Source organism: uncultured Roseovarius sp. (genome assembly GCF_947489715.1).
Lineage (GTDB): Bacteria > Pseudomonadota > Alphaproteobacteria > Rhodobacterales > Rhodobacteraceae > Roseovarius.
In genome coordinates this window covers 1-11,762 of record NZ_CANLER010000008.1, presented here as the reverse complement: position 1 = coordinate 11,762, position 11,762 = coordinate 1, and the positions used below count along the sequence as shown (strand labels likewise).

The 11,762-nt window shown below is 61.1% G+C and carries 12 protein-coding genes; 6 read left to right on the top strand and 6 right to left on the bottom strand.

What is annotated here, in order from left to right:
• Positions 1-22: 22 nt before the first annotated feature.
• The 3 genes from kynU to Q1B27_RS17980 all read right to left on the bottom strand — a co-directional run bounded on the left by kynU (position 23) and on the right by Q1B27_RS17980 (position 2,500).
• Positions 23-1,216 carry a kynureninase gene (kynU, locus tag Q1B27_RS17990; protein ID WP_299849544.1) on the bottom strand — a complete coding sequence of 398 codons (1,194 nt, stop codon included), beginning with the start codon at positions 1,214-1,216 and terminating at the stop codon, positions 23-25.
• Complete coding sequence (locus Q1B27_RS17985; RefSeq protein ID WP_299849543.1) at positions 1,213-1,578, bottom strand: MmcQ/YjbR family DNA-binding protein; 366 nt, start codon at positions 1,576-1,578, stop codon at positions 1,213-1,215. Before Q1B27_RS17985 ends, kynU begins: the two co-directional genes overlap by 4 nt.
• Before the next feature lie 157 nt (positions 1,579-1,735).
• Positions 1,736-2,500, bottom strand: coding sequence for an SDR family NAD(P)-dependent oxidoreductase (locus tag Q1B27_RS17980; protein WP_299849541.1), 765 nt, complete (start codon positions 2,498-2,500; stop codon positions 1,736-1,738).
• 67 nt (positions 2,501-2,567) lie between these two features.
• Between Q1B27_RS17980 and Q1B27_RS17975 the strand changes: the two genes are divergently transcribed.
• The 6 genes from Q1B27_RS17975 (at position 2,568) to Q1B27_RS17950 (ending at position 8,759) form a co-directional block, all read left to right on the top strand.
• On the top strand, positions 2,568-2,735 hold the full coding sequence (locus Q1B27_RS17975; RefSeq protein WP_299849539.1) for a hypothetical protein: 168 nt from the start codon (positions 2,568-2,570) through the stop codon (positions 2,733-2,735).
• A 48-nt stretch (positions 2,736-2,783) separates the two neighbouring features.
• A complete protein-coding gene (locus tag Q1B27_RS17970; RefSeq protein WP_299849538.1) occupies positions 2,784-3,236 on the top strand; it encodes an isoprenylcysteine carboxylmethyltransferase family protein in 453 nt (150 codons plus the stop codon).
• Positions 3,237-3,372: 136 nt separating this feature from the next.
• Positions 3,373-4,947 carry a Re/Si-specific NAD(P)(+) transhydrogenase subunit alpha gene (locus Q1B27_RS17965; protein WP_299849536.1) on the top strand — a complete coding sequence of 525 codons (1,575 nt, stop codon included), beginning with the start codon at positions 3,373-3,375 and terminating at the stop codon, positions 4,945-4,947.
• A gap of 12 nt (positions 4,948-4,959) precedes the next feature.
• Complete coding sequence (locus Q1B27_RS17960) at positions 4,960-6,393, top strand: NAD(P)(+) transhydrogenase (Re/Si-specific) subunit beta (protein ID WP_299849534.1); 1,434 nt, start codon at positions 4,960-4,962, stop codon at positions 6,391-6,393.
• A 252-nt stretch (positions 6,394-6,645) separates the two neighbouring features.
• Entirely contained in the window at positions 6,646-7,278 is a 633-nt protein-coding gene (locus Q1B27_RS17955; protein WP_299849532.1) for a VPLPA-CTERM sorting domain-containing protein, read from the top strand.
• 200 nt (positions 7,279-7,478) lie between these two features.
• On the top strand, positions 7,479-8,759 hold the full coding sequence (locus Q1B27_RS17950; RefSeq protein WP_299849530.1) for a DUF3422 family protein: 1,281 nt from the start codon (positions 7,479-7,481) through the stop codon (positions 8,757-8,759).
• 77 nt (positions 8,760-8,836) lie between these two features.
• On the opposite strand, the gene Q1B27_RS17945 is transcribed toward Q1B27_RS17950, so the two are convergent.
• The 3 genes from Q1B27_RS17945 to Q1B27_RS17935 form a co-directional block, all read right to left on the bottom strand.
• Complete coding sequence (locus Q1B27_RS17945; protein WP_299849528.1) at positions 8,837-9,583, bottom strand: hypothetical protein; 747 nt, start codon at positions 9,581-9,583, stop codon at positions 8,837-8,839.
• 66 nt (positions 9,584-9,649) lie between these two features.
• Positions 9,650-10,552 (bottom strand): ABC transporter permease, encoded by a 903-nt coding sequence (locus tag Q1B27_RS17940; RefSeq protein ID WP_299849526.1) that lies wholly within the window; start codon positions 10,550-10,552, stop codon positions 9,650-9,652.
• Positions 10,545-11,552, bottom strand: a complete 1,008-nt coding sequence (locus Q1B27_RS17935) for an ABC transporter permease (RefSeq protein ID WP_299849524.1) — start codon at positions 11,550-11,552, stop codon at positions 10,545-10,547. The genes Q1B27_RS17940 and Q1B27_RS17935 overlap by 8 nt, the downstream gene beginning before the upstream one ends.
• Positions 11,553-11,762: the final 210 nt, after the last annotated feature.

The following is an 11,762-nucleotide window of genomic DNA, read 5'->3' as shown; positions in this document are numbered from 1 at the left end:
TGCCAGGGGTTGTGATGCGGTCTCAGGTTACACGGTTGACAGTATGAAATTCCGGATTTTCCCATAGTTTCCGGTGCATTACCTTGGTTACCGTTTCGGCGGCTCGTTCGATATCCTGCCTGTCCACGTAAAGCGGTGTGATGCCGAAACGCATGATATCGGGGGCGCGGAAATCACCGATCACACCTTCGGCAATACAGGCCTGCATCGCGGCATAGCCATGCTGAAAATGGAACGAGACCTGGCTGCCACGCCGAAGTGGATCACGGGGCGAGGCAAGGGTGAGGTCGGGGCAGGTGGCCTCAATCCGGTCGATGAATAGCTGGCTGAGTGCGATGGATTGGGCCCTGAACGCTGCCATGTCGATGTTTTCCCAGATGTCCAACGCGGTATCGAGCGCGGCCATCGCCAGCACCGGGGGGGTGCCGACGCGCATCCGCTCGATGCCGGGACCGGGCTGGTAGTGCGGATCAAAGGCGAAGGGGGCGGCGTGACCGAGCCAGCCGGAGAGGGCAGGTTGAACCCGATCAGCGTGCTCCGGGGCGATATAGATGAAAGCGGGCGCACCGGGACCGCCATTGAGGAACTTGTAGGTGCAGCCGATCGCGAAATCGGCCTTGCAGGCGGCCAGATCAACAGGGATTGCACCGGCACTATGGGCCAGATCCCAGACAGCAAGAGAGCCGTTTTCATGCGCTTTTTCAGTCAGTTGTGCCATGTTGTGAAGGCGTCCTGTGCGGTAGTCCACCTCGGTCAGGAGGGTCGCGGCGACCTCATTGGTGATGTTGGCCTCGACCTCGTTGGGCGGGACGACACGGAGTTCATGGCCCTGATCCAGCGCCTTGATCAGCCCTTCGGCCATATAGAGATCGGTGGGGAAATTGCCGGTATCGCTGAGGATCACCTTGCGGTCGGGCCTGAGCGCCAGCGCGGCGGCGAGTGCCTGATAAACCTTGATCGACAGCGTGTCGCCCAGCACCACATGCCCTGGCTCTGCCCCGATCAGCCGTCCGATACGGTCCCCCAGACGGGCGGGTTGATCCATCCAACCGGCGCGGTTCCAGCCGGTGATCAGCATCTCACCCCATTCGTCCCGCATCGTGGTCTGCATCCGCGACAGCGCGGCCCTGGGCAGCGGTCCAAGGGAGTTGCCATCGAGGTAAACAAGGCCCTCGGGTAGATGAAATAAGTCTTTCAACGCCTTGAAATCAGTCATTTTTGCTCCGGTATTCCCAGCTCAACCCGTTTCTTCTTGCTGAGGTTTGCCGCGGCCATGTGATAGGAGGCAACAAGATGTTCGCGCAGTTCATCATCGCTGAGGCCGGGCAGGTCATAGACCTGCAACCACTTGAGGCCGCGTGAGGCCAGATAGGGAGCCGGGCGGATGCCGGGCTGGTCCTGGAGCACCTCGAAGGCGATCTCGGACGCCTTGAAGGTGAACGCGTCGCGCCCGTCATTCCAGCCACAGATGCCAAAGACCTTGCCGCCGACTTTCCAGACATCGGCATTGCCCCATTGCACCACATGGCTGGTGGCAGTGAGAGAGCCGCAAAAGGCATTGAATTCATCGCGGGTCATGGAGCATCTCCGAATCGGGGGTGAAGCCCTTGGTTAACAAGGAAAAACCCCAGGCTGTATCACGTCGGTATTTTGTCGGTATTACGTCGGTATTTGTATCGGCAAAGCGGGGCCCTAACAGGGCGCACGGTGCCGAAGAGGGGCAGGACGCCCAGCATCAGAACTGACCCCCGGCGATTTCGATGGCCTGACCGTTTATGCTTTCCGACCCCGGACCGCAGAGCCAGAGGACGGCCTGTGCAACCTCGGACGGGGCGATCAGGCGTTTGTGCTTGTTGGCGTCGATCATCAGGGCGCGGGCGTCATCGGCGCTGATCCCGGCGCGCTCTTGGATCGAGGTGACATTGCGGCTGATGATCTCGGTATCGACATAGGCCGGGCAGACGGCGTTGAAGGTGAGTGCCGCGCCCAGGTAATCCTCGGAGAGCGCGCGGATCAGGCCAATCATGCCGTGTTTGGAAGCGGTATAGGCGGCGGCCCCCTTGAGGCCCTTCAACCCGGCGATGGAGGAGATCGCGATGACCCGGCCCCAATCGGTCTGGCGCATCGAGGTGAGGCTTTCGCGGATCGTCAGGAACGCGCCATCGAGGTTGGTGGCCATGGTTCGGCGCCAGAATTCCATGTCGGTCTTGTGCAGGGCGCGGCCTTCGGCGATGCCCGCATTGGCGATGCAGATCTGGATCGGGCCGCGCTGTTCGACGGCGGCGGCGATCGTGTCTGTTAGCTGCGCCTCGTCGGTGACATCCATCGCGGCGGGGTGGAGGCCGTTGCCTGCGACGCGTTCCAGCACGTCGGCGCGGCGTCCGGTGATGGTGACCTGCGCGCCCTGATCTGCCAGTGCCCGGGCGATGGCAAGGCCGATGCCGGTGCCGCCGCCGCTGACGAGCACGTGTTTGCCGGAGAGTGGTTTTGGGGCTGTCATGGGGTCAGCCTAGCAAAACGCGGAGCGTGGGCAAGAGGTGCGGCTTGGGTGTGGAGCCGGGCCAGCGGTGGCCCGTGGGGTGGCGCAGCAACGTCAGTGGCAGGCACTTGTGCCCGCCAAGCCCCTCTTCGCATTGATCGTCTTACTGACCTCTCCAAAGCGGCAGCCCGGTGGGACGGGCTACCGCTGGCCCGGCGCCTTCGGCTTGATTCCGGGCCGGGGTGTGCGCCTGTGACAAGACGCGCTCTTTCAGGCGGATGGCGCGTGGGGTAGGGACGCGGCCATGCTGAAATGGATCGACATACCGCCCGTGTGGCTGTTGGGCTTTGCGGTACTGGCCTGGCTTCAGGTCGCGCATTTCCCGATGGGGCTGAGCTTTGGCGGGAGCTGGGCGGATTTCGCGGGCGGTTTGCTGGTGGGCGGCGGTCTGGTGTTGATGGCGTTGGCCTTTGCCGAATTTCGCCGTCACAAGACGACGGTGATTCCGCATCAGGAAGCTGACAGGTTGATCACCAGCGGCATTTTCAAACGCTCGCGCAACCCGATTTACCTGGGGGATGCGCTGATTCTGGCGGGGTTGATTCTGCGCTGGGATGCGGTTCTGGCACTGCCATTGGTGCCGATCTTCGTCTGGGTGATTGAAAAACGCTTCATTATCGCGGAAGAAGATCGTCTGAGGCGCAAGTTCCGGATGGATTTTGCGCGATATTGTGAAAAAACGCGGCGTTGGATTTAGCTGGATGTACGAGATGGGACAATCTGGCTGTCGTATTTTGGTATAGCTTGTGAAATAACGACGCTTGACGCTAAGAGGGCGACGACCGATCAGGGCCGGTCGGGCAATCGAATTTGCCAGTAAGAGGAACAGGACATTGAAGATAGGGACACCCAAAGAGGTCAATGAAGGTGAAAATCGCGTTGCGATGACGCCCGATTCAGCGCTGCAATTGCAGAAGCTGGGCCATGAATGTGTGATCGAGACCAAGGCTGGTGCGGCTGCGGGCTTCTCGGACAAGGATTACAAGGATGCGGGCGTAGAGGTGGTCAAGACCGCTGCGGCGCTGTGGAAGGCCGCGGATGTGGTCGCCAAGGTGCGCCAGCCGACCGATGCCGAGATGAAGCGGCTGCGCGAGGGGCAGACGCTGATTTCGTTCTTCAACCCCGGTGCCAATGAAAAGCAGATGAAGCAGGCCGCCGAAAAGGGCGCGACCGTTGTGGCGATGGAAATGGTGCCGCGCATTTCGCGCGCCCAGAAGATGGACGCGCTGAGTTCGATGGCCAATATCGCGGGCTACCGCGCTGTCATCGAGGCGGGCAACAATTTCGGCCGGTTCTTCACCGGTCAGATCACCGCGGCGGGCAAGGTGCCCCCGGCCAAGGTTCTGGTGGTGGGTGCTGGCGTTGCCGGTCTGGCCGCGATCGGGACATCCACGTCGCTGGGCGCGATCACCTACGCGTTCGACGTGCGCCCCGAAGTGGCCGAGCAGGTTGAATCGATGGGGGCCGAGTTCGTGTTCCTCGATTTCGAGGAGGAGCAGACGGACGGCGCCGCGACCGGCGGCTATGCCTCGGTCTCGTCACCGGAATTCCGCGAGGCGCAGCTGGCCAAGTTCCGCGAACTGGCACCAGAAGTCGATATCGTGATCACCACGGCCCTCATTCCGAACCGCGAAGCGCCGGAATTGTGGACCGAGGATATGGTCAAGGCGATGAAGCCGGGCAGCGTGATTGTCGATCTGGCCGCCGAGAAGGGTGGCAACTGCAAGCTGACCGTCATGGATGAGAAGATCGTGACCGATAATGGCGTGACCATCATCGGCTATACCGATTTTCCCAGCCGGATGGCGACGCAAAGCTCCACCCTTTATGCGACGAACATTCGCCACATGATGACCGATCTGACGCCGGAAAAGGACGGCGTGATCAATCATGACATGGAAGATGACGTCATTCGCGGCGCGACCGTGGCCCATGCCAAGGAAGTGACCTTCCCGCCGCCGCCGCCCAAGGTGGCCGCGATTGCGGCGCAGCCCAAGAAACCGGCCGCCAAGGAGCTGACGGCCGAAGAGAAAAAGGCGCAGGAGCTGGCGGCCTTCAAGGCGCAGACCAAGAGCCAGGTCACCTTGCTGGCCGTGGGCGGCGCGCTGCTGCTGGGTGTGGGTCTGGTGGCCCCGGCCAGCTTCATGCAGCATTTCATCGTCTTCGTGCTGGCGGTCTTTGTCGGCTTCCAGGTGATCTGGAACGTGTCGCACAGCCTGCACACGCCGCTGATGGCGGTGACGAACGCGATCTCGTCGATCATCATTCTGGGCGCGCTGATGCAGATCGGATCAGGGTCTTTCCTGGTCATATTGCTGGCGGCGCTGTCGGTCTTCATGGCCGGGATCAACATATTCGGCGGTTTCATGGTGACACGGCGCATGCTCGCCATGTTCCAGAAGTCGTAAGGGGGCAGAGATATGGATTATGGATTTACAACGGCCGCCTATGTGGTCGCCGCCATCCTCTTCATTCTGAGCCTTGGCGGGCTTTCGGGACAGGAAAGCGCCAAGCGCGCGATCTGGTATGGCATTGTGGGTATGGCGCTGGCTGTGGTCGCGACGCTTATCGGCCCCGGTTCGGGGCTGTGGCTGCTGTCGCTGCTGCTGATCGCGGGCGGCGGGACCATCGGCTATATCGTGGCCCAGCGGGTCCAGATGACCGAGATGCCGCAGCTTGTAGCGGCGATGCACTCGCTTGTCGGTCTTGCGGCGGTTTTTGTGGGCTTTAACGCGCATTTCGAGCTGGTCAATGTGCTGGCGATGGATGACGCCGCGAAGAAGGCCACCGAGGGGTTTGCCGCGCTTCTGGCCAAGAAGGATAGTGTCGAGATCGCGATCCTGCGGGTCGAGCTGTTCCTGGGCATCTTCATCGGGGCGATCACCTTTACCGGGTCGGTCATTGCCTATGGCAAGCTGGCGGGCAAGGTGACGTCTGCGGCGACGAAACTGCCGGGCGGGCATATGCTGAACGCCGCGGCGGCGGGCCTGTCGCTGATCTGCCTTATCTGGTACTTCAACTCGGGCGGGTTCCTGCCCCTCTTCCTGATGACGCTGGCCGCGCTGTTCATCGGCTACCACCTGATCATGGGCATTGGCGGCGCTGACATGCCTGTCGTTGTCTCAATGCTCAACAGCTACTCGGGCTGGGCCGCGGCGGCGATCGGCTTCAGCCTCGGCAATGACCTTTTGATCGTTGTCGGCGCGCTTGTCGGCTCGTCCGGTGCGATCCTGAGCTACATCATGTGCAAGGCGATGAACCGTCACTTTGTCAGCGTGATCCTGGGCGGCTTTGGCGGCCCGGCGGGTGAGCAGATGGCGGTCGAAGGCGAACAGATCGCGATTGACGCCGATGGCGTGGCGACCGCGCTGAACGAAGCCGATTCAGTCATCATCATCCCCGGTTACGGCATGGCGGTGGCGCAGGCCCAGCAGGCGGTGAGCGAGCTGACCACCAAGCTGCGCGCCAAGGGCAAGAATGTGCGTTTCGCCATTCACCCGGTGGCCGGGCGTCTGCCGGGGCACATGAACGTGCTTCTGGCCGAGGCGAAGGTGCCCTATGACATCGTGCTGGAGATGGACGAGATCAACGAGGATTTCCCATCCACGGACGTGGCGATCGTGATCGGATCGAACGACATCGTGAACCCGGCGGCGCAGGATGATCCCAACAGCCCGATTGCTGGAATGCCGGTGCTGGAATGCTGGAAAGCGAAGCAGGTATTTGTTTCCAAGCGCGGGCAGGGGACCGGGTATTCCGGCATCGAAAACCCGCTGTTCTACAAGGAAAACACCCGCATGTTCTATGGCGACGCAAAAGACAGCGTGTCGAGCCTGCTGAGCAAGATCGACTGATCGAAACCCGCCCCCCACGACCCGCCCCTTGGGGTGAGTCGCGGCGGCAGGTTTTCACGGCAAGTTCTGATAGGGGCCCAACCCGTTTGGGCCCTTATTCTTTTCCAGATCGTGCCAATCTGCCGCGATCCCGTTCACTGTTGATGAGGCGGAAACAAGCAGGCCGAAAAAGGCAGTGTTTTCATAAGTTTATGATTTGGAACCTCAATTATTCCCCGTATGATGGGATTTGTAACGAGTGAGGAAATTAGGATGAAGGTTATCCAATCTGTCTTGGGTGCTGGCGCATTGGCCGTGGCGCTGATGGCGATGCCGGCACAGGCAGCATTTATCGAAGTGCATTCCGACAAGAAATACACCGGTGGCGGCAGCGAAGGCAGCGGGCGCGGGCAGGGGTTCGAGATGCTGGCAAATACCAGCGTCAACAGTATCGGCATCGAAGCCAACCTGAACCGCCTTTCCTACACGATTGATATTTTCGCCAGCACCAATGGCCGGTCGGCGGGATCCATTCTGGCAAGCTTTACCCGTACCCTCGGCGGTGCCGGGTTTGGCTGGTACGACATGGCGGTGAATTACACCTTCAATACCAACAGCTATTACGTGGTGAACTGGCGCCCGAGTACCGGTGGTGACTGGGTGGTCCAAAGCGGCAATCCCGGCAATGCGGGCATCAATTACTACAATGACAACGCGCTGCCTGAGACCGATGGCCCGTTTCGTCTGGTTGAAGGGTTTGCCGGGTCGGTCCCGAATAGTGGCAACAGCCTGCATCCGTCGATGCGCTATGGCGTCGGCGCGACCGTCCCGCTCCCGGCCAGCCTGCCGCTGCTGATCGGCGGGTTTGGCCTGTTGGGCTTTGTCGGGCGTCGTCGCAAGGGCTGACCACACCAGCCGCTTTCGGTTGAGTGCCGACAAGGAACCGCGCCTTCTGGCGCGGTTTTTTCATGGCGACATGGGGGCTTAGGGCAATTCCCGGTATGCATACTTTGGTATTCATTTAAGGTATTGTGATAAAAGGAAAAATTGGTTTCCTTACCGGTGTGGTGCGGTTATTGTCCGCCGCATCGCAAGGAGAGCCTTTTATGCCGCCGATTGACGATCATCCGCTGCGCTATGCGCTGGCAAACGAGCTGCACGCGCGGCCTTTCCCGTCATTGGGTGCGCCGGCAACGGCGGCCTATCTGGCGATCAAGCAGCCCACGGATGCGGCCAAGCGGGACCGGGCCGCGGACCGGGCGCATTTGCTGGCCTTGCTGGACCGTTACGGCGCGCCGCACCCGCAGCCTGACGCCACGCATTATTTTGGCCAGCTCGGGCGCTACATGCTGAAATGGGAGAGCCATACAGAGTTTGTCACCTACATGGCATTGGGCGACGGGCTAAGTGAGCGCCCGTTTGATCCGCGCGATTTCGAGGTGTTTCCCGAGGATTGGCTGGCCGAGGCGCCGGGGCAGCGTGTGACCTCGGCCTTGATCCGCGTGACGCCCTGGGAAAGCGACGAGGTGTTGCGCGACGAGATTTCCCGCTGTTTCGTGGCGGAAAGCGTGGCCGTGGCACGGGTGCTGGACAATTCGGCGGTGATTGCCGGGGATTTCCGGATTGATCCGGCGGGGCATCTGCGGTTTCAGGTCAGCGTGGCGCCGGGCACGGGTGAGCGGCGGATCGGCCGTATCGTGCAGCGCCTGTGTGAGATCGAGACCTATAAGACGATGTCGATGCTGGGGTTCAGCCGGGTGCGCGACATGGGGACACGGATGGGCGATATCGACGGTCGGCTGGGGCGGCTGATGGAGGAAATGGCCAGCGCGTCGACTCCGGCGGATCAAACGCTGGGGCATCTGCTGGATGTCTCGGCAGAGCTTGAGGCGATGGTGGCGCAATCGTCCTTTCGGTTCGGAGCGACCGAGGCCTATGCAAAGATCGTGGACCAGCGGATCGAGGTATTGCGCGAGGAACGGTTCGAGGGGCGTCAGACCTTTGCCGAATTCATGATGCGCCGGTTTTCCCCGGCGATGCGCACGGTGACCTCGACCCAGGCGCGGTTGCGCAACATGTCCGACCGCGCCCTGCGCGCGGGCAATCTGCTGCGCACCCAGGTGGATGTGGCACGCAGCGCCCAGAACCAGACATTGCTGGAAAGCATGAACCGCCGCGCCGATCTGCAATTGCGGTTGCAGCGCACGGTGGAAGGGCTGAGCGTGGTGGCGATCAGCTATTACGCGGTGTCGCTGGCAGGTTATCTGCTTTATCCGCTGGGCGAGGTGCTGGGGATCAGCAAGGGCATGATCACCGCACTGGTCACGCTGCCCGTGGTCGCACTGGTCTGGTGGATGATCCGGCGAATTCGCCAACGGATGCACTGACCCCCGTCATGTGACGCATCTGCGGTTCAATGCAGGCGTAGTGTGGGTGAAACCCACGCTGTGCAACGTGGTCGTCCCTAGGGGGTGCCGGTAGGTTCGCCGGATTTCCAATAGGCCCGGAATGCGCCGATGGCCGGGATCAGCACCGCGAGTTTGAAGAGCAGGAGCAGAAAGCCCAGCCCGACGGGGCGGTCGCCGGGCAGCGGCTCGGTCAGTTGCAGTGTGTCGGGGACTTTCAGGGCCGGGATGCTGTCGAGGAAATGATAGCCAAAAAAGTTCAGGTAGCTGTCGCTGTCGAGGCTGCCATCGCTACCCGGCCCATAGAGGTAGAAGGCGAAAAACCCGAACAGCACGACCGAGACGGCGATGTAGTTGAAAAGAAAAATCAACGGTGTGAACCAGCCCAGCGTCTTGAGCTTTGAAAACAGCCAGGCCTGCGGTTTCGACGGGCAGAGCAGCGACACGAGGCCCAGCCAGATCGCGCCCGAGACGACAAAGAACCCGGTTCTGAGGATCGCGGTCTCGCTTTCGGCCATCAGCTGTGCGGCCTTGAAATAGGCGATTCCGGGGATCATCAGGGCAAACACGATCGCGGTGAAAATCAGGTAGTAGACCAGCCCGTATTTCATCACCCGGTCGATGAAGGGCAGGATCTGGCTGAGCAGGCCCAGCGTGATCAGCGTGCCGATGAACAGCGTTTCCCACAGCAAGTCTTGCCATGTCGAGCCAAAGACGTAGTGGCGGATCAGGGCGAAGGCAGCCAGAACGCCGAAAAACAGCAGGGCGAGGCCAAGGGCAATTTTGATATCTTGCTTTGTCGACATGGGGCAAAAGGAAATGATTTTTTGACGGTATAGCACAGGTCTCGCATCTTTGGGACCGTCCGGGCCTCAGCGGCCCCGGATGCGCGGATCAAGCGCGTCGCGCAGCCCGTCGCCCATGTAATTGACGCTGAGCACGGTGAGCGAGATCGCAAGCCCCGGCCAGATCACCCGTTCGGGATAATCCTGCAGATAGACCGTGGCATCGTTCAGCAGCCGACCCCAGGTCGGAAAATCGGGCGGGAAGCCGAGACCAAGGAAGCTGAGCGCGCTTTCGGTGATGATCGCGTTGGCGATGCCCAGCGTGGCCGAGACCATGATCGGGGACATCACGTTGGGCAGGATATGCCGGGTGATCAGGTTCAGGTTGCTGGTTCCGATGGAGCGGGCGGCGAGGACAAACTCACGCTCTTTCAAGGCGAGGACGTCGCCGCGCACGATCCGCGCGGTGGGCATCCAGCTGGTCACGCCGATGGCGACGACGATCAGGATGAAGATACCGGTTTCTGGGCCGAACGTGGCGCTGAGTGCTTCGCGAAAGAGCATGACCATGACCAGCAGCAGCGGCAGGAGAGGCAGTGACAGAAAAAGGTCTGTCAGGCGCATCAGCGGCCCGTCGAGCCAACGGAAGAAACCTGCGATCACACCGACCAGCCCGCCCAGGAAAAGCGCCAGTAGCATCGCCGTCAGCCCCACGGTGATCGAACTGCGCCCGCCGGCCATCATCCGCGCCAGCGTGTCGCGGCCCAGCTGATCGGTGCCGAAGGGATGCGCCCAGTTTGGCCCCTGGTTGCGCGCCCGGATGTCGATGAAGGTGGGGTCGATGGTCCAGATCAGCGGGCCGGCAAAGACCGTGGCGATGATCAGCAGGAAGATGACCATGCCGATCAGCGCGCCGCGATGGGCGCGGAACTGGTGCCAGACATCGCGCCACTGGCTGCGGGGGGCGGCGGTGGGCAGGGGCTCAGTCATAGCGGATCCTCGGGTCCAACAGGCCGTAGAGCAGATCGGCGATGATGTTGAAGAGCACGATGAGAACCGCAAGCATGAAGGTCACGGTCTGCACCATCGGCAAATCGTTGGCCTGAATCGCGGTGATCAGTAGTTGGCCCAGCCCGTTCACCTTGAAAATCTGCTCGGTAATGATGGCGCCGCCAAAGATCTGCGGCACGCCGAGGGCAATCACCGTCACCACCGGGATCATCGAGTTGCGCAGCACATGGACGAGCACAACGACGCTTTCGCCCAAGCCCTTGGCGCGGGCCGTGCGCACGTAATCCTGCCCCAGATTGTCCAGCATCGAGGCGCGCATGAAGCGACTGATCTGCGCCGTGGTCTGCAGGGCGAGTACCATCACCGGCATGACCATCTGCTTGATCTGGATGATGAAACTATCCCAATCGACGACCTGATGGGTGGTGTCATAGATCGACGGCAGCCAGCCCAGCTGCACCGAGAAGATCACGATCACCAGCACGCCGGAAAAGAATGGCGGCACCGAGTAGCCAACCATTGTGATGAAGGTACCGACCTGATCGAAGACCGAATATTGCCGGTAGGCCGAGTAGATGCCGATGGGCAGGGCAATGAGGATGCCCACCACATAGGACATCGCCACCACCCAAAGCGTCTGCGGCATGCGCTGGACGACGATATCCATCACCGGCGAGCGCGTCTGCCAACTGATCACCCGCTGTTTACCCTCCGAAAGCGCGGTGCCGAACGTGTTGTCCATCCAGACCGAGGGTTCGACCACGAAGAACTGATAGAGCCATTTGCCAAAACGGATATGGGTAGGCTCGCCCAGGCCCAGAGCCTCGCGCATCTGCTGCTTGACCTCGGGCGGGACGGTCAGCGGCACCTGCGCCATCGGGTCCCCGGGTGCAAGTTCCAGCAATAGAAATATGACAAGCGCAATGAAAAGCAGCGTCGGAACGGACAGGACCAGTCGTCGGACGGTATAGGTCAGCATTCAGGCGGCTACCTCTGTCAAAGCGGGTACTTTCTGTATCCACCCTTGCAGAAAAAAAAGCAACGCAGGGTTGGCACAGGCGACCGTGGCTATGCGGACAAGCTTGCCATATGGGCTGTCGTTCTCAATGGCTGCTTCTCTAATTGGGCGATTGGGTCAAGCTCATTTTCCTTGTTTTTCGCAGGTCCATTGTCACTCATCCGGGTCACG